The 18534-nt window shown below is 55.9% G+C and carries 17 protein-coding genes, 1 tRNA gene and 1 rRNA gene; 17 read left to right on the top strand and 2 right to left on the bottom strand.

What is annotated here, in order from left to right; genetic code table 11:
• Both rrf and UF64_RS08720 read left to right on the top strand, forming a co-directional pair.
• Positions 1 to 113: ribosomal RNA gene (gene rrf, locus UF64_RS08715) — 5S ribosomal RNA — on the top strand; the annotation flags it as partial.
• A 117-nt stretch (positions 114 to 230) separates the two neighbouring features.
• A tRNA-Met gene (locus UF64_RS08720) sits at positions 231 to 307 on the top strand.
• 342 nt (positions 308 to 649) lie between these two features.
• Here the strand turns inward: UF64_RS08720 and UF64_RS08725 are convergent.
• A complete protein-coding gene (locus UF64_RS08725; RefSeq protein WP_044828257.1) occupies positions 650 to 2611 on the bottom strand; it encodes a 3-hydroxyacyl-CoA dehydrogenase NAD-binding domain-containing protein in 1962 nt (653 codons plus the stop codon).
• 1 nt (position 2612) lies between these two features.
• Complete coding sequence (locus UF64_RS08730) at positions 2613 to 3449, bottom strand: alpha/beta hydrolase (protein WP_044828258.1); 837 nt, start codon at positions 3447 to 3449, stop codon at positions 2613 to 2615.
• Positions 3450 to 3641: 192 nt separating this feature from the next.
• Between UF64_RS08730 and UF64_RS08735 the strand changes: the two genes are divergently transcribed.
• The 15 genes from UF64_RS08735 (at position 3642) to UF64_RS08805 (ending at position 18356) form a co-directional block, all read left to right on the top strand.
• The gene (locus UF64_RS08735) at positions 3642 to 5936 is read left to right on the top strand and encodes a bifunctional salicylyl-CoA 5-hydroxylase/oxidoreductase (RefSeq protein ID WP_044828273.1); all 2295 of its coding nucleotides are present in this window, start codon (positions 3642 to 3644) and stop codon (positions 5934 to 5936) included.
• A gap of 6 nt (positions 5937 to 5942) precedes the next feature.
• Entirely contained in the window at positions 5943 to 6701 is a 759-nt protein-coding gene (locus tag UF64_RS08740; protein ID WP_044828259.1) for an SDR family NAD(P)-dependent oxidoreductase, read from the top strand.
• Positions 6702 to 6703: 2 nt separating this feature from the next.
• Positions 6704 to 7198, top strand: coding sequence for a MarR family winged helix-turn-helix transcriptional regulator (locus UF64_RS08745; protein ID WP_235285009.1), 495 nt, complete (start codon positions 6704 to 6706; stop codon positions 7196 to 7198).
• Complete coding sequence (locus UF64_RS08750) at positions 7191 to 8003, top strand: enoyl-CoA hydratase family protein (RefSeq protein ID WP_044828261.1); 813 nt, start codon at positions 7191 to 7193, stop codon at positions 8001 to 8003. The genes UF64_RS08745 and UF64_RS08750 overlap by 8 nt, the downstream gene beginning before the upstream one ends.
• Positions 8003 to 9154 (top strand): acyl-CoA dehydrogenase family protein, encoded by a 1152-nt coding sequence (locus tag UF64_RS08755; RefSeq protein ID WP_044828262.1) that lies wholly within the window; start codon positions 8003 to 8005, stop codon positions 9152 to 9154. Before UF64_RS08750 ends, UF64_RS08755 begins: the two co-directional genes overlap by 1 nt.
• Positions 9155 to 9179: 25 nt before the next feature.
• Positions 9180 to 10805 carry an AMP-binding protein gene (locus UF64_RS08760; RefSeq protein WP_044828263.1) on the top strand — a complete coding sequence of 542 codons (1626 nt, stop codon included), beginning with the start codon at positions 9180 to 9182 and terminating at the stop codon, positions 10803 to 10805.
• Entirely contained in the window at positions 10802 to 11995 is a 1194-nt protein-coding gene (gene kynU / locus UF64_RS08765) for a kynureninase (RefSeq protein ID WP_044828264.1), read from the top strand. Before UF64_RS08760 ends, kynU begins: the two co-directional genes overlap by 4 nt.
• A gap of 1 nt (position 11996) precedes the next feature.
• Positions 11997 to 12842: a tryptophan 2,3-dioxygenase gene (gene kynA / locus UF64_RS08770; RefSeq protein ID WP_044828265.1), complete on the top strand. Its 846-nt coding sequence runs from the start codon at positions 11997 to 11999 to the stop codon at positions 12840 to 12842.
• 137 nt (positions 12843 to 12979) lie between these two features.
• A complete protein-coding gene (locus UF64_RS08775; RefSeq protein ID WP_044828266.1) occupies positions 12980 to 14119 on the top strand; it encodes an ABC transporter substrate-binding protein in 1140 nt (379 codons plus the stop codon).
• Between the two features lie 79 nt (positions 14120 to 14198).
• Positions 14199 to 15116 carry a branched-chain amino acid ABC transporter permease gene (locus tag UF64_RS08780; RefSeq protein ID WP_044828267.1) on the top strand — a complete coding sequence of 306 codons (918 nt, stop codon included), beginning with the start codon at positions 14199 to 14201 and terminating at the stop codon, positions 15114 to 15116.
• A complete protein-coding gene (locus UF64_RS08785) occupies positions 15116 to 16102 on the top strand; it encodes a branched-chain amino acid ABC transporter permease (protein ID WP_044828268.1) in 987 nt (328 codons plus the stop codon). Before UF64_RS08780 ends, UF64_RS08785 begins: the two co-directional genes overlap by 1 nt.
• The gene (locus UF64_RS08790; protein WP_044828269.1) at positions 16095 to 16844 is read left to right on the top strand and encodes an ABC transporter ATP-binding protein; all 750 of its coding nucleotides are present in this window, start codon (positions 16095 to 16097) and stop codon (positions 16842 to 16844) included. The genes UF64_RS08785 and UF64_RS08790 overlap by 8 nt, the downstream gene beginning before the upstream one ends.
• 1 nt (position 16845) lies before the next feature.
• The gene (locus UF64_RS08795) at positions 16846 to 17535 is read left to right on the top strand and encodes an ABC transporter ATP-binding protein (RefSeq protein ID WP_044828270.1); all 690 of its coding nucleotides are present in this window, start codon (positions 16846 to 16848) and stop codon (positions 17533 to 17535) included.
• 1 nt (position 17536) lies between these two features.
• Positions 17537 to 17968, top strand: a complete 432-nt coding sequence (locus UF64_RS08800) for a thioesterase family protein (protein WP_044828271.1) — start codon at positions 17537 to 17539, stop codon at positions 17966 to 17968.
• Positions 17961 to 18356, top strand: a complete 396-nt coding sequence (locus UF64_RS08805; protein WP_044828272.1) for a RidA family protein — start codon at positions 17961 to 17963, stop codon at positions 18354 to 18356. Before UF64_RS08800 ends, UF64_RS08805 begins: the two co-directional genes overlap by 8 nt.
• Positions 18357 to 18534: the final 178 nt, after the last annotated feature.

Genomic DNA, 18534 nt, shown 5'->3' on the forward strand with positions numbered 1-18534 from the left:
CGGTGGCCATAGCGGCCGGGAACCACCTGATCCCTTCCCGAACTCAGAAGTGAAACCAGCCTGCGCCGATGGTACTTTGTCTTAAGGCACGGGAGAGTAGGTCACCGCCGGGCCTTCCAAATACAGCACATCATATTCCCTATACACACACCAAACATCAAACGCCGCTTCAAACATGAGCGGCGTTATCTGTTTAAAAGGCCAAGCGCCTAAACAGAAACACCCACTGACGCGGGGTGGAGCAGCCCGGTAGCTCGTCAGGCTCATAACCTGAAGGTCGCAGGTTCAAATCCTGCCCCCGCAACCAACATTAAATAAGCTCGCCCTTGTGGCGGGCTTTTTTAATGTTGGTTTGCCGAGTGCATGCGGATTGGAACATCGCAAACAGGCCATAGCCTGTTTGCAGGTTCTTTGCGAAGGCCATAGGCCGGAGCTGGCGGAGCCCAAAGGGCGGAGACTAATCCTGCCCCCGCAACCAAAACGTCAAAGGCTCGCCCTTGTGGCGGGCTTTTTTAATGTTCGTTTGCCGGGTGCATGCGGATTGGAAGATCGCAAACAGGCCATAGCCTGTTTGCAGGTTCTTTGCGAAGGCCAGAGGCCGAAGCTGAGCGAACGCAGTGAGCGCTAATCCTGCCCCCGCAATTCTCGACTAATCCTCTTTCGCAGTCATAAACATCGGCCCACCCTTATGTCTTGGGAATCCATAACCATTGATCATCACCACATCGATGGCATCTGCGTTATTGGCAATATCCTCAGCTAGGATCTTGTCGCCTTCGCTGCGCATTGCACCAAGGATCACATCCATAATTTCGGTGTTGGTGAAGTCGCGGCGTGTGATGCCTTTCTTTTCTGATTCGGCAATCACCAGTGCGTCGATGTCCGGGTCTGGTCGGGCTTTGCCATTTTCATCATAGCGATACCAGCCAAGACCGTTCTTTTTGCCAAAGCGGCCCATTTCACAGAGGTAATCACCCAAGGCGACATAGCGTTCGGCCGGATCGCGGAAGGGGGCCAAGCGTTTGCGGGTAGCCCAAGAAATTTCAAGACCCGCCATATCCTGCATGGCAAATAGACCCATCGGGAAACCGAACTCGACCATGGCGGCATCTATCTGATGGGGCAGTGCGCCATCTTCGAGCATGTATTCGCAATGTTTGCGATAGGCGGACATGATCCGGTTGCCGACAAAGCCATCACAGACACCACATGGGACCGCTATCTTGCCAAGGGCGTTCGCGAACGAAAACGCGGTTGCGAGACTTTTGGCATCGGCCTTGTCGGTTCGTACCACTTCAAGCAACTTCATGATATGGGCTGGCGAGAAGAAATGCAGACCGATGACTCGGTTTGGGTTTACGCAGTTCGCGGCGATTTCGTTGATATCGAGATAGGACGTGTTGGAGGCCAGGACAACATCGGGTTTGCAATGTTTTGCAAGTTTGCCAAACACGTCATGTTTGACGGCCATGTCTTCAAACACGGCCTCGATCACCAGATCAGCATTGGCCAAGGCGGCATAGTCGGTGCTGGTGGATAGTGCTGCCATGAGCGCATCAACGCGGTGCTGATTGATCAAGCCGTGCTTGAGGCTGCCCGACAGGTGCTTTTCCACGGTGGAGCGACCGTTGGCACAGGCATCTTCGTCGCGTTCGATGATGGTGACGTTGTAACTGGCAAGTAGGGACGCTGTTGCAATGCCAGCTCCCATGATGCCGCCGCCAATGACACCGATCTGCTTGAGCGGGTTGGGCTCGATGCCCTTGAGTTCGGGCAGTTTGGCAACAGAGCGTTCGGCGAAGAAGATATGGCGGAGCGCCTTTGACTGATCGCTGTCGCGCAGTTCAACGAATCTTTCACGCTCATAGGCGAGCCCGGTATCCGCACCTTGCTCAATCCCGGTACGAATGGCCGAAATGGCGGCAAGTGGTGCTGTTTGACCGCGCGCTTTCTTTTTCGTGGCTGCGGTAATGTCATCCCAGTCGGCAGCACTCGGCGGGGTGACGGGATCGCGCAGCAGAAGGGGCTTTGGGGTTTCGCGATCGAGAATGGTTTGGGCAAAGTCGCGGGCGGCATCGCGGAGCGCGCCGTGGGTGATGGCATCAAGCAGGCCGATTTCGTTGGCCTTGTTGGCCGTGACGGGCTTGCCGCCGGTGATCATGGCAACGGCCTCTGTGATCGGGATCAGACGCGGCAGGCGGATCGTGCCACCCGCACCCGGGATCAGGCCGAGATTGACTTCCGGCAGGCCGAGTTTGGCTTTGCTGTCAGCAATGCGGTAATGACAGCCAAGGGCGACTTCCAAGCCGCCGCCAAGAGCGTGGCCATGAATGGCGGCAATGATCGGTTTGGTGGTGGCCTCAAGACGCATGATCACGTCAGGCAGGAGCGGGGCTTTCGGCGGTTGGCCGAATTCGCTGACATCGGCACCGGCGATGAAGGTTTTACCCTCGCAGATCAGGATCGCAGCCTGGATGTCGCCATTGGCATCGATCTGATCAAGCGCCTCGACGAGGCCGCTACGCACCGAATGGCTGGTGGCGTTGATCGGCGGGTTGTTGATCGTAATAAACGCAATGGCGTTTTCGAATGTGAGGGTGACGGTCGACATATTATGCGTCCTCCGCACGGATCGGGGTGAGCAGGCAGGCGACAAGATCAGAGTCCGGATCTGCGAGATCGGCAATCACATTGAAATGATGTTTGTCGGGGGCATGCACAGAGCGCGTGCTGGCACCAAGGCCGGTCCATATATTGGCAAGCAAGTCATTCTGGCGCACGAATTCCGGGCGTTCGTCCGCCCCGACCCAACAGGTGATCGAGCACGGCAAAGCAGGCTTTAGAAGGGCTGCGCTTTCGCGAGCAGCCTCGTCCTCATCAAGTTTCAGGACATCATTCATCGTGGTCTTGAGAAGCGGGCGCAGATCATGCAGGCCGCTGATCGAGACGGTATTCTCAATTCGCGCCTGAACCTGAGGGCTGAGTGGGGACGTGTCAGACACTATGCGACTGACAAGATGGCCGCCGGCGGAGTGACCGGTGATGTGGATGGGGCCGGCAATCTGATCGGCTACGTGCGTGATGGCTGCCCCGATTTGTGCAGTGATCTTAGACAGTCGCGCATTGGGGGCCAGCGTATAGCTTGGCATGCAAACGGCCCAGCCTTTGGCAACCGCACCATTGGCGAGATGCGACCAGCTTGATTTATCAAACGCCTTCCAATAGCCGCCATGCACGAACACGACGAGGCCCATGGGCGTGCCGGTTGGCAAGAACAGGTCATATTTTTCGCGCGGCGCGTCGCCATAGGCAATGTCTAGCCGGGCGCGATTATCATTCGTTAAAGCATCGCGAAAAGTTGCCGATTGGGTCGCCCAAAGTTCCGGGTAGGTTGCGGCATCGGCAATGTAATCGCCATTGGCATAAGCATCATCCCAGTCGGTAATCATGGTCGGTTCCCTGAAATTCTGTGTGGCTGCGCCAGGTTATGGTGGTGGGCGCATTGTGGTTATGGGAGAAATTCTAGGCAAATCTGAAAATATTTCAAACCTAAAATATTTGTGCTTGAAATAAATGAAATCGAAGCGTACCGTTTTATCAGTTTCCCGAAACAACCAAACAAATCAGGAAGGGAAAAGCTGGTGAGAGTAGCTTGTCTGGGTGGCGGTCCTGCGGGACTTTATTTTGCAATCTCGATGAAATTGCGCGATCCCGCGCATGAGGTTGTTGTGATTGAACGCAACAAGCCTGATGACACATTTGGCTGGGGCGTGGTGCTGTCGGACGAGACGCTGGACAATCTGGCCGAGAATGATGGCAAAAGTGCCGAGGCCATTCGCGCCAACTTTTCCTATTGGGATGACGTCGCGGTTCAGTATCGCGGCGAAAAGACGATCTCCACCGGCCATGGCTTCTGCGGCATTGGCCGTAAAATGCTTCTGATCCTGCTTCAGGAACGTGCACGTGAGCTTGGTGTCGAGCTTCGCTTTGAAACCGAAGCAGAAAGTGCCGCTCACTACGCCAAGGAATTTGATCTGGTCGTTGCCAGTGATGGTCTGAATTCCAAAACCCGCACCGAATTTGCAGACCACTTCCAGCCTGATATCGACACCCGTAAATGCAAATTTGTCTGGCTGGGCACGCATCAGAAATTTGATGACGCCTTTACCTTTATCTTTGAAGAAACCGATAAGGGCTGGGTCTGGGCGCACGCCTATCAGTTTGATGACGAAACCGCGACCTTCATTGTCGAATGCACGCAGGAAACCTGGGATGCCTATGGTTTCGGCGAGATGAGCAAGGAAGAGTCGGTTGCGACCTGCGAGGCGATCTTCAAGGATCATCTTGGCGGCCATCCGTTGATGAGCAACGCGCACCACATTCGCGGATCAGCCTGGCTCAGCTTCCCACGCGTTCTGTGCAAGACCTGGTCGCATGAAAACATCGTTCTGATGGGCGATGCCGCGGCAACTGCGCATTTTTCCATCGGATCGGGTAGCAAGCTTGCACTTGAAAGTGCAATTGCACTGGCCAATTACCTGCATTCAGAGCCCGACATGAAGTCGGCCTTTGACAAATACGAAGACGAACGCCGTCTTGAGGTCCTGCGCCTGCAGTCTGCTGCGCGCAACTCGATGGAGTGGTTTGAAGAAATCGAACGGTATTTCGATTTTGATCCGACCCAGTTTACCTATTCGCTTCTGACCAGATCACAGCGCATCAGCCACGAAAACCTGCGTTTGCGCGATGCCAAATGGCTTGAAGGTGCAGAAAAATGGTTCCAGACTCAGGCAGGTTTGCCTGCGTCCGAGCCGGTTCGTCATCCGATGTTCGTGCCTTATCAGTTGCGCGATATGTCGCTTAAAAACCGCATCGTTGTCTCGCCGATGGCGCAGTACAAGGCGGTCGATGGTTGCCCGACGGACTGGCATCTGGTGCATTATGCCGAGCGTGCCAAAGGTGGCGCCGGGCTGGTTTGTACCGAGATGACCTGTGTCTCGCCAGAAGGGCGGATCACGCCGGGTTGCCCGGGCGCTTATGAAGCAAGTCATGAGCAAGCCTGGAAACGGATTACCGATTTCGTTCATGCCGAAACCGATGCCAAACTTTGCATGCAGATCGGCCATTCCGGGCGCAAGGGTTCCACCCAACTGGGGTGGGAGGAAATGGATGCGCCGCTTAAGGATGGTAACTGGCCGCTGATGTCGGCATCGGCCATCGCATGGTCGGATCGCAATGCAGTGCCCAAGGCCATGACCCGCGAAGACATGGATATGGTCCGTGATCAGTTTGTCGCATCCGCCGAAATGGCCGAGCGTGCAGGCTTTGACATGATCGAGGTTCATGCCGCGCACGGGTATCTTCTGTCATCCTTCATCAGTCCGGTCAGCAATACCCGCGATGATGAATATGGTGGATCGCTTGAAAACCGGATGCGTTATCCGTTGGAAGTCATCAATGCGGTCCGTGCGGCCTGGCCAAAATCCAAACCGATGTCGGTGCGTATCTCGGCCACTGACTGGGTCGGCGATAGTGGCGTTACGCCGGAAGAGGCGGTCGAGATCGCCAAGATGCTGAAAGCCAATGACGTCGATATCTGTGACGTTTCGGCCGGCCAAACGACGACGGATGCCAAGCCGGTTTATGGCCGCATGTTCCAAACACCATTTTCCGACCGTATTCGCAACGAGGCCGGTATTCCGACCATGGCGGTTGGCAATATCTATGAGGCCGATCACGTGAATTCGATACTGATGGCCGGTCGTGCTGACCTTGTTTGTCTGGCGCGCCCGCATCTGGCCAATCCGTATTGGACGCTGCATCAAGGGGCTGCCCTTGGCAATCGCACCGAAAACTGGCCGGCGCCATACTATGCCGGGCGCGATCAGATGTGCCGTCTGGCCGAGCGGGCAGAAACCATGACAGGAAAGGTATAAGCACCGATGACCGATCTTGCCGTTCATAACGCATTGATCACCGGCGGCGGTTCCGGTGTCGGGGCCGTGATGGCCCGGATGCTGGCCGATGCTGGTGTGAAGGTTGTTGTTTCCGGACGGCGATCAGATGTGCTGGCCGAGGTTGCCGAACATGAAAACATCACCGCAATTGTGGCGGATGTCACCGATGAAACGTCGGTGCGCGACATGTTCACCACCATGGTCGATGTGGTCGGTACACCTGATCTGGTGATTGCCAATGCCGGGATGGCCGAAAGTGCGCCCCTTGGCAAAACGTCGGTTGATCTTTGGCAGCGGACAATGGATGTCAATCTGACCGGGACGTTTTTGACGTTTCGCGAAGGCCTGGCTGTCATGGACAAGGCCAAGCCGGGGCGGTTGATTTCAATCGCCTCGACCGCAGGGCTTAAGGGCTATGCCTATGTCACAGCTTACTGTGCGGCAAAGCACGGCGTGGTCGGCATGGTCAAGGGCATGGCAGCAGAGCTTGCCAACAGCCCGATCACGATCAATGCGGTTTGCCCGGGCTTCATGGAAACGCCGATGCTGGCAAAGTCGGTGGAAAACATCGTTGCCAAAACCGGCATGAGCAATGAAGCCGCGCGCGCAAGCCTTGCCAAAATCAATCCGCAAAACCGGTTCATTCAGCCAGAAGAAGTGGCTGAGACCGTCATGTGGCTATGCAGCCCGAATGCGGCATCGATAACGGGACAGTCGATTTCCGTTTCGGGAGGAGAAGTATGAACATGAACAAGTCCGAAGGGCTTTCCGAACAGGCGGGAAATGAAACCTCTGATCTATCCAAGGCACGTCTGCGCGCTTGGCTGCAGATCCTGAAGGTATCGCGCAAGATCGAAGGTGAGCTGCGTGAAAAGATGCGCACGGAATTCAATACCACCCTGCCGCGCTTTGACGTCTTGGCCGCGCTTTACCGGGAACGCGATGGCATGCGCATGAGCGAGCTTTCAAAGTCGCTGATGGTATCAAACGGCAATGTCACCGGGATCGTTGATCGTCTCGTGGCAGAAGGCCTGATTGTCCGCATGCCGGTCGAGAATGATCGCCGTGCATCGATTGTTCGCCTGACCCCGGCAGGTGAAAAGGATTTCGCCGAACGTGCACTGGTGCATGAAAGCTGGGTTTCGGAGCTGTTTGATGATTTGTCATCAAGCGATGCCGATGCCCTGATCCGAATCCTTCGTAACATTTCCCATCATAACGAGGCGCCCCACCATGACTAAGATGGCAAACATCACGCCAAAACACTTCAATTGGCGCATGGAAGGCGACGTTGCGGTCATTTCCCTTGATCGTCCGGATCGCAAGAACCCGCTGACTTTTGATAGCTATGCCGAGCTTCGCGATGCCTTCCGCGATCTGGTTTATGCCGATGACGTCAAGGCGGTCGTGTTTGGTTCGAATGGTGGCAATTTCTGCTCTGGCGGGGATGTGCATGATATTATCGGTCCGCTGATCGACAAGGACATGAAAGGCCTTCTGGAATTCACCCGCATGACTGGCGATCTGGTCAAGGCCATCATTGGCTGTGGCAAGCCGGTGATTGCAGCGGTCGATGGCGTTTGTGTCGGGGCCGGGGCGATCATTGCCATGGCATCTGATTTGCGTCTGGCGACTGCGGCATCGAAAACGGCGTTTCTTTTTACCCGTGTTGGTCTTGCCGGCTGTGACATGGGGGCGTGCGCCATCCTGCCGCGCATCATTGGTCAGGGCCGGGCGGCAGAGCTTCTTTATACCGGCCGCTCCATGTCGGCCGAGGAAGGCGAACGTTGGGGCTTTTATAACCGTCTTGTCGAAGCAGATGTTCTTGAGGCAGAAGCCATCGAACTGGCAACGCGCATTTCAAAAGGCCCGAATTTCGGTCACATGATGACCAAAACCATGCTGGCCCAGGAATGGAACATGTCGATCGAACAGGCGATCGAGGCCGAAGCACAGGCCCAGGCGATCTGCATGCAGACCGAGGATTTCAATCGCGCCTACAAGGCATTTGTTGCCAAGGAAAAACCAGTGTTCGAGGGCGACTGATGGCAGATAAGACCTATCTTGATTGGCCATTCTTTGAAGACCGCCATCGTGAACTGGCGGCAAAGCTTGATGACTGGGCTGCGTCCAACATCAAGGGCATCAATCATGAAGATGTCGATGTTGCCTGCCGTGATCTTGTGGCGCGTCTCGCCGGTGGCAACTGGCTGCGTCACGCGGCGATTGATCCGGATGATGCGGGATCAAAGCTTGATGTCAGATTGCTTTGCCTGATCCGCGAAACACTGGCGCGCTATGACGGGCTTGCTGATTTTTCCTTTGCGATGCAAGGGTTGGGGAGTGGCGCAATCTCCTTGTTCGGAACCAAGGACCAGAAAGATACCTGGTTGCCCAAAGTACGTTCCGGCAAGGCGATTGCGGCCTTTGCGCTGACCGAACCGCAATCGGGGTCGGATGTTGCCAATATCGCGCTTGAAGCAAAGTGTGATGGGGATGACTTCATCCTGAATGGCGAGAAGACCTGGATTTCAAACGGCGGGATTGCCGATTTCTATTGCCTGTTTGCCCGCACGGGTGAGGCCCCCGGTGCCAAGGGATTGTCGGCCTTTGTCGTGCCGGCTGGCATTCCGGGTTTTGAAATCGCCGAACGTCTGCACACCATCGCCCCGCACCCGTTGGCGCGTTTGAAGTTTACTGATTGCCGCATTCCGGCCTCTGCCCTGATGGGCAATGGTGGTGACGGGTTTAAGATCGCGATGTCGGTTCTGGATGTTTTCCGCTCCACCGTGGCGGCTGCGGCCCTTGGCTTTGCGCGCCGGGCGCTTGATGAAACCATCACGCGTGTTCAGGAACGCGAACTGTTTGGTGCGCCGCTTTTTGATCTGCAGATGGTGCAGGGGCATGTGGCCGACATGGCGCTTGATATCGATGCGTCGGCCCTTCTGGTGTATCGCGCGGCCTGGCTTAAGGATAGCGGGGCACCGCGCGTCAGTCGCGAAGCGGCGATGGCCAAACTTTATTCAACCGATCATGCACAAACCGTCATTGATAAGGCGGTGCAAATTCATGGCGGCGATGGTGTGCGCAGCGGGCACATCGTTGAAACGCTTTACCGGGAAATTCGCGCCCTTCGCATTTATGAAGGCGCATCCGACGTCCAGAAAATAATCATCGCACGGCAAACGCTGGCGTAATAATGACTGTATCAGGGACTTCACAATGCTCGGACCAACCGCACATACCGATAGCTTCACGCGGGACAAATTGCCCCCGTTTGCAGAATGGCCGGATATCAATCTGGATGGGTTTGACTACCCCGAATATCTGAATGCCGGGGTCGAACTGACCGACAAGATGGTCGAACAGGGATTTGGCGATAACACAGCCCTGATCGGCAATGGCCGCCAGCGTACCTATAAGGAACTGGCAGACTGGACCAACCGCATCGCCCATGCGTTGGTCGAGGATTACGGCGTTAAGCCAGGCAATCGCATCCTGATCCGTTCGGCCAACAATCCGGCGATGGTGGCTTGCTGGCTGGCGGCGACTAAGGCCGGTGCGGTTGTGGTCAATACCATGCCGATGCTGCGCGCTGGTGAGTTGGGCCAGATCGTTGACAAGGCCGAGATCGAATTTGCCCTGTGTGACACGCGTCTGATGGATGAGCTGGTGGCATGTGCCAAGGACAGCGCGTTCCTTAAAAAGGTGATCGGTTTTGATGGCACGGCCAACCATGATGCGGAACTGGATCGCATCGCACTGACCAAATCGGTCAAGTTCGATGCGGTCAAGACCGGGCGTGATGATGTTGCCCTGCTTGGCTTTACGTCTGGCACGACGGGCAGTCCCAAGGCGACCATGCATTTCCACCGGGATCTTCTGATCATCGCCGATGGCTATGCCAAGGAAGTGCTCAATGTAACACCCGATGACGTCTTTGTCGGATCACCGCCGCTGGCCTTTACCTTTGGTCTTGGCGGGCTTGCGATCTTCCCGCTGCGGTTCGGGGCGACGGCGACTTTGCTTGAAAAGGCATCGCCGCCCAACATGATCGAAATCATCGAAACCTATAAGGCGACGGTCTGCTTTACCGCACCGACGGCCTATCGCGTGATGTTGTCTGCGATGGACGAGGGCGCTGATCTTTCATCGCTCCGCGCAGCTGTTTCGGCGGGTGAAACCCTGCCAGCGCCGGTCTATGGAGCCTGGATGGAAAAAACCGGCAAGCCGATGCTTGATGGCATTGGCGCGACCGAGATGCTTCATATCTTTATCTCCAACCGTTTTGGCGACAGCCACCCGGCCTGCACGGGCCGTCCGGTCACCGGATATGAAGCCAAGATTGTCGATGACAAGATGAACGAAGTGCCGGTTGGAACGGTCGGCAGGCTTGCGGTGCGCGGCCCGACCGGGTGTCGCTATCTGGATGATGTCCGCCAGCATGTTTATGTCCGTGATGGCTGGAACCTGACGGGTGATGCGTTTTATGTCGATGAAGACGGCTACTATCACTTTGCCGCGCGCAATGACGATATGATCGTTTCCTCGGGATACAACATCGCCGGGCCAGAGGTCGAGGCAGCCCTTCTTGCCCATGCGGCCGTGGCGGAATGTGCGGTTATTGGCGCGCCTGATGAAGACCGAGGCACGATTGTTCAGGCCCATATCGTTCTGGCAGCCGAATTCGACCCAACGCCCGAGATGGCCAAAGCGCTTCAGGATCATGTAAAAGCGACGATTGCGCCGTTTAAGTATCCGCGCTCCGTCGTCTTTATCGAGGCGTTGCCAAAAACCGCGACTGGAAAAATCCAGCGCTTCAGACTGAAACAGGAACCGTCTGCATGACCGACTTTGCCGCCACCAAATCCCTGTTCCATATCCCGGAAGGTGTCATTTACCTTGATGGGAACTCGCTTGGCATGCTGCCGAAAACGGCTGCAAACCGTGCCAAGGAGATGATCGAACAGGAATGGGGGGAAATGCTGATCCGTGGCTGGAACGATGCCAAATGGATGGAGCAACCCGAACGTGTCGGCAATCTTGTCGCGCGTTTGATCGGGGCGGCACCCGGGACTGTGGTGATGGGCGATACCCTGTCGATCAAGGTCTATCAGGCCTTGGCAAGTGCGCTTGAAATGCGCCCGGATCGCAAGGTGGTTGTTTCAGATAACGGCAACTTCCCGACCGATCTTTATATGGCCGACGGTCTGATCAAGTCGCTTGATCGTGGTCACGTGCTGAAAACACCGAACCCAGAAGACGTCGAAAGCCTGATCAACGAAGATCTGGCAGTGTTAATGCTGACCCAGGTCGATTATCGCACCGGGCGCATGCATGACATGAAACGCATCACCGATCTGGCGCATGCCGCCGGTGCGTTGGTGATCTGGGATCTGGCGCATTCCGCCGGGGCGGTGCCTGTTGATCTGGCGGGCTGCAATGCCGATTTCGCCGTCGGGTGCACCTATAAGTATCTGAACGGTGGTCCGGGCGCGCCGGCCTTTATCTATGTCCGGCCCGATCATGCCAAGGTCGCCCGCCCGGCACTTTCGGGCTGGCTTGGTCATGCGGCACCCTTTGCCCTCGATCCCGATTATACCCCGGCACCGGATGTGTCGCGCATGCGTGTTGGCACGCCGCCGGTCATTCAGATGACCGTGTTGGAAGAAGCCATGAAGGCATGGGACGGTGTTGAGATGGCCGAGATCCGCAAACGCAGTATCGAGCTGTGCGAACAGTTCATTGCCGGGGTTGAGGCAAGCTGTCCGATGCTGGAACTGGCAAGCCCACGCAATCCAAACGAACGTGGATCGCAGGTATCATTCAAGTTCGATCAGGGCTACGCCGTGATGCAGGCCTTGATCGCGCGCGGTGTGATTGGCGATTTCCGTGCACCGGATGTCATCCGCTTTGGCTTTACCCCGCTTTATATCGATAACGATGATGTCGACGGTGCGGTCAAAATCCTTGCTGAAATCATGGAAACGAAGGCTTGGGATAAGCCGGAATTCCACAAACGCAACGCGGTGACCTGAGATGGCAAAACCAACCACGCCATATGATCCAAGCTCCGAGGGTGCGCGCACGGATTTCTCCGATCAGATGTCCTATGGCGATTATCTGTCGCTTGATGCGATCCTGACTGCTCAGCACCCGCAGTCCGATGCCCATGACGAAATGCTGTTCATCATTCAGCATCAGACGTCTGAGCTTTGGATGAAACTTGCCATTCGTGAAATCACCGCCGCCCGTCAGGCGATCCATGGTGGTGATGTCCGCCCGGCTTTCAAGATGCTCGCCCGCGTGTCACGTATTTTCGAACAGCTGAATAATGCATGGGATGTTCTGCGCACCATGACGCCAAGCGATTACACGACGTTTCGTGATGCGCTTGGGCCGTCTTCGGGTTTCCAGTCCTATCAGTATCGCCTGATCGAATTCATGCTGGGCAATCGCAATCATGCCATGTTGCGCCCGCACGCGCATCGTGACGACATTACCGCGATGCTGAGGGCCGAACTGGAAACGCCGAGCCTTTATGACGAGGCCTTGCGGCTTCTCAGTTCCGAGGGGATCGAGGTGCCAGTTGAGGTTTTGAACCGCGACGTGTCGGCACCCTATGCGCCCGATGATGCGGTCATTGCAGCCTGGCAAAAGATTTACAGCGATCCAGGAAAATACTGGTCGCTTTATGAATTGGCGGAAAAGCTGGTCGATTTCGAAGACTATTTCCGGCGATGGCGCTTTAACCATGTCACGACGGTCGAACGCGTGATCGGGTTCAAGCGTGGGACTGGCGGCACGGGAGGCGTCAGTTATCTGAAGAAAATGTTGGAAGTAGAACTGTTTCCGGAACTCTGGCGGGTAAGAACCGCGCTTTGAGGATGGACGGACCGGATGCAAATACTGCAAAATCAGGGGCAGGCATCAGGTTCACAAGAACCGCGACGCACAAAGACATAAATGTCGCGGGATCAACGTGTTGCTAAACGAAAAATTGTATAAACACGGAGGCTTAAATGAAGGGTATTAAGACAACCATCGCAGCAGCCGCTGCTTTGCTTGCTGCCGGTGCTGCGCAGGCGGAGCCGGTCAAGGTTGGTATGATCACCACGCTTTCTGGCGGTGGTGCAGGTCTTGGGATTGACGCACGTGACGGCTTCATGCTTGCCGTCAAACAGGCAAATAATCCGGATCTCGAAGTCGTTATCGAAGACGATCAGCGTAAACCCGATATCGCGGTTCAGCTGGCCGATAAAATGATCCAGCAGGACAAGGTTGATGTTCTGACCGGTATCATCTGGTCGAACCTTGCGATGGCAGTTGTGCCGTCTGCAGTCGCACAGGACAAGTTCTATCTGTCGGTCAACGCTGCACCGTCGCAGCTTGCTGGCAAGGGCTGTAACCAGAACTATTTCAGCGTTTCCTATCAGAACGACAACCTGCATGAAGCAGCCGGTGGCTATGCGTCGAGTGCCGGTTACAACAGCGCCTTCATCCTTGCTCCGAACTATCCGGCAGGCAAAGATTCCCTTTCGGGCTTCAAGCGCTTCTTCATGGGTGACATCACCGACGAAGTTTACACCAAGCTTGGCCAGACCGACTATGCTGCCGAAATCGCACAGATCCGTGCATCGGGTGCAGAAAGCGTCTTCTTCTTCCTGCCGGGCGGCATGGGTATTGCGTTCATGAAGCAGTACGCCCAGTCCGGTGTTGATATTCCGTTGATCGGTCCGGCCTTCTCGATGGATCAGGGCATTCTTGGTGCTGTTGGCGATGATGCGCTTGGCTTCAAGAATACCTCCAACTGGTCCAAAGACATCGACAACGCCACCAACAAGGCGTTCGTTGAAACCTTCCAGGCTGAATATGGTCGTTTGCCGTCGCTTTATGCGTCTTACGGCTTTGACACCGCGAACCTGCTGCTTTCGGCGATGGACAAGGCCAGCGTTTCGGATGCAGATGCATTCCGTGATGCGCTGCGTGCAGCTGACTTCAACTCGGTCCGTGGCAAGTTCATCTTTGGCCCGAACCAGCATCCGATCCAGGACATCTATGTTCGTGAAGTCGTCAAAGAAGGTGACGTGCTGACCAACAAGATTATCGGTACGGCGCTGACGGATCACTCTGACGCCTATGCGTCGGAATGCTCGATGTAATCACGAGCTGACAAGAGGCCGGGGGCCGGTTTCGATTTTGTAGCTGGCCCCTGACCACCTTGTGACGGAGTTTCCAATAATGTTCTCTCTTTTTCTGGAGCAGCTGTTAAACGGCCTTCAGTCCGGGGTGATGCTGTTTTTGATGGCATCGGGGCTGACGCTTGTTTTCGGTGTGATGGGGCTGATTAACCTTGCCCATGGCTCGCTCTATATGGTCGGTGCGTTTGCCTGTGCGGCTGTGGCTGCATGGACCGGTTCTTTCTGGCTGGGGCTTGTTGCCAGTCTGATGGCGGCTGCCATCGCCGGTGCGCTGGTCGAAATGTTGATTATTCGCCGTCTTTATAACCGCGATCACCTTGATCAGGTTCTGGCGACTTTTGCACTTATTTTGATTTTTTCCGAAGGCACTCGCTGGATTTTCGGATCCTTCCCGCTGTTCCTCAGCGTGCCTGATTTCCTGACCGGCACGGTGGTTCTGGGCGGTTCGTTTGAATATCCGCTGTTCCGTCTTGCCATCATTATTGCCGGTCTTGCAGTGGCTGTTGGCCTGTTCCTGCTGATTGGCAAAACCCGCCTTGGCATCCGCATCCGCGCGGGGGAGGCCGACCGTGGAATGATCGCGGCCCTCGGGGTTGATATTGACCGTCTCTATACGGTGGTCTTTGCCCTTGGTGCGGCACTCGCCGGCCTGGCCGGGGCCTTTGTCGGTACGACCCAGTCGGTTCAGGTTGGTATGGGCGAACCGGTTCTTATTCTGGCCTTTGTCGTCATCGTCATTGGCGGGATCGGATCGATCAAGGGGGCGCTGGTTGGCTCCTTGCTGGTTGGGTTTACCGATACGATGGGGCGTTTTCTTTTGCCGCACCTGTTTGCGACCTTCCTTGATCCGTCAAGTGCCACGGCGATTGGCTCCGCACTGGCATCCATGTTGATTTATATCGTGATGGCGTTGGTTCTGTTCCTGCGTCCAAGCGGTCTGTTCGGGACGGCTGCCTGATGACCATGAACCGCGAGTTTCTTATCAATTCCATTCTTGCCATCGCGCTGGTCGCCGTACCGCTGATCGCGCTTGGCATGGATGAACCGTTTATCATCACCCTTGCCACCAAGGTCGCGATCTTTGCCATGGCCGGGGTCGGGCTTAACCTTGTGCTTGGCTATGGCGGGCTTGTCTCGTTCGGTCATGCGGCGTTCTTTGGCATTGGCGGTTATGCTGCCGGTATTCTTGCCAGCCATGCGCTGAACTATGAGCCGATCATGGAAAGCCCGTTCCTGATCGAAGGCACGACCCAGATGATCATTATCTGGATTGTCGCCTTGATCGTGTCGGCACTGGTGGCGCTTGTGATTGGTGCGATCACGCTTCGCACAAGCGGGGTCTATTTCATCATGATCACGCTGGCCTTTGCGCAGATGATCTATTACTTCGCGATTTCCTGGCCGGCTTATGGCGGCGAAGACGGGTTGTCGATCTATGTGCGTAACGGCTTCCCGGGGCTCAATACCCTTGATCCGATCAGTTTCTTTGCGCTTTGTGCGGTGATGCTGGCGATTGCGATGGCGTTTTCCGCTGTTTTGATCCGCTCGCGCTTTGGCCTTGCGCTTCAGGGTGCGCGTCAGAACCCGCAACGTATGACCGCGGTGGGCATTGCGCCATTTCGCATTCGTCTGGTCGCCTTCGTGGTGTCGGCCATGATCACGGCCCTTGCCGGTGCGCTTTATGCCGATCTCAACCGCTTTGTCAGCCCGACCATGCTGTCCTGGCATATGTCAGGTGAAATCATGGTGTTTGTCATTCTGGGCGGGGTAGGGCGTTTGTTCGGTCCGCTGGCCGGTGCAGCCCTTTACATCATTCTGGAACATCTTCTGGGTGGTGTTTGGGAATTCTGGCAGTTGCCGCTGGGCGTTCTGTTGCTGTTGGTCGTGCTGTTCGCGCGCGGTGGTCTTGTCGGTGTTCTGGCGGGGGAGCGTAAACATGTCTGATGCCATTCTTTCGCTTTCCAATGTCACCAAGCAGTTCGGATCACTTCTGGCCAGTGACAGTGTCACGCTTGATCTGCGCCCGGGTGAAATTCATGCGCTCATCGGGCCGAACGGGGCGGGCAAATCCACCCTGATCAAACAGATCGCGGGCGAGATCAAATCTGACAGCGGCGATATCCATTTCAACGGTCAGAACATCAACGAGTTTGATGCCGTTGCACGCTCACGCATGGGGCTGGCCCGAACGTTCCAGGTGTCATCTCTGATGCCGGAATTCTCGGTCCTGCAAAACGTGATGCTGGCGCGTCAGTCGGTCAGCGGCAAGGTGTTTCGGTTCTTCAAACCGGTGCTGAGTGACAAGTCGCTGGTCGATCCCGCCATGGCCCAGCTTGAACGGGTCGGGTTGGCGGATCGGGCGCAAATGCGTGCCGCCGACATTTCGCACGGAGAACGTCGCCAGCTTGAAATGGCGGTCGCGTTGGCGCTTGAACCCAAGGCATTCCTGCTGGATGAACCGATGGCGGGCATGGGGCCCGAAGGCTCCAAACGTCTGACCGGGTTCCTTGATGGTTTGCGTGGGCAGGCACCCATCCTTTTGGTCGAACATGACATGGATGCGGTCTTTGCACTCGCCGACCGGATTTCGGTTCTGGTTTATGGCCGGATCATTGCCACCGGCACAGTGGATGAAATTCGCGGCAATGATGATGTCAAACGTGCCTATCTCGGGGAGGATGCCTGATATGACTGCACTTCTCGAACTTTCTGGCGTTACCGCGTTTTATGGCGCGTCACAGGCCCTGTTTGGCATTGATTTGTCCTTGAATGAGGGCGAGGCGGTTGCGCTCATGGGCCGCAACGGCATGGGCAAGACCACGACGATCAAGACCATCTGTCGCATGATGGAACATCGTGACGGGGCGATCCGCTTTGCCGGGCAGGATCTGGCAAAAATGCCATCGCACAAGGCTGCCCGTCTTGGTCTTGGTCTGGTGCCCGAAGGACGCCGGTGCTTTGCCCAGCTTAGTGTCACTGAAAACCTGATTGCGGCTGCCCGCCCGGGTGAATGGGACTTTGATCGGGTTGCTGGTCTATTCCCGCGTCTTGCCGAACGGCGCGATCAAAAGGCATCAACGCTTTCGGGCGGGGAACAGCAGATGCTTGCCATTGGTCGCGCATTGATGACCAACCCGCGTTTGCTGATCCTTGATGAAGCGACCGAGGGATTGGCACCGGTTGTGCGTCAGGAAATCTGGGCGGCGATCAATCAGCTGAAACAATCCGGTCTGACGATCCTTGTGGTCGATAAATCGCTCAAGGAACTCTCGGGCGTGGCAGACCGCTATGTGATCGTCGAAAAGGGCATCACGGCCTGGACCGGGGCGGTCAATGAGTTGACCGACGATCTTGCTGATCGGTATTTGGGGGTCTGATATGGCGGCATTCACCTATCAGCAGAAAGTTCTGTTTCAGCATTGCGATCCGGCGGGGATTGTCTTTTACCCCCGCTATTTCGAGATGGTGAATGCCACGGTCGAGGAATGGTTTGATCAGGTTATCGGGTGTGGTTTCCCGACCATGCATGGCCCGATGCAGGTCGCGGTTCCGACGGCTGCGCTCAGTGTCGCCTTTACTGCGCCAAGCAAGCTTGGCGACATTTTGGAATTCTGTCTGATCCCGACACGGATCGGGCGTTCCAGTTTAGAGCTGGAAATTACCGCACAATCAGGTGCCGAGCAACGCCTGAAAACCACGGTTACCCTGGTCTTTACAAGGCACGGGGCCGGAAAGTCAGTGGCATGGCCAGATGATTTGCGTGCCAAAATCGAAAAAGAAATCAATCAAGTGGTAGAAAACAATGCATAAAATCATTCAGCCGGACGGATGGAAACAGCCCAAGGGATATGCCAACGGCGTATTGGCCGACGGTGCACGACTTTACATTGGTGGCCAGATTGGCTGGAACAAAGACCAAGTCTTTGTTGCCAAGGATTTCGTCGGACAGATGGAACAGGCGCTTAAAAACATTGTCGCTGTTCTCGAAGCAGCGGGCGGCAAGCCCGAACATCTTGCGCGCCTGACCTGGTATGTCACCGACAAGAAGGAATATCTCGCCAATCAGCGCGAAGTTGGTCAAGCCTATCAGCGCATCCTTGGCAAGCATTTCCCCGCCATGACCATGGTCGTCGTCAAGGAACTGGTCGAAGATGAAGCGGTGGTCGAGATCGAGGCAACCGCCGCCATCCCGTCCTGATTAAGCGAACCGGCGTTATTCGTCAAAAAAGGGCAGCACGTGATGTGCTGCCCTTATACATTGAGAGGCACGAACATTTGCTATGATGTTCGTGCCTCTTTTCACTTGGGAGCCTGCGTATACGCAGGCTCCCGGATCCGTGAGGTGTTGATGCGGCCTTGGACTTTTACGTCCGTAA

The organism is Thalassospira sp. HJ (genome assembly GCF_000948415.1).
Taxonomy (GTDB): domain Bacteria; phylum Pseudomonadota; class Alphaproteobacteria; order Rhodospirillales; family Thalassospiraceae; genus Thalassospira.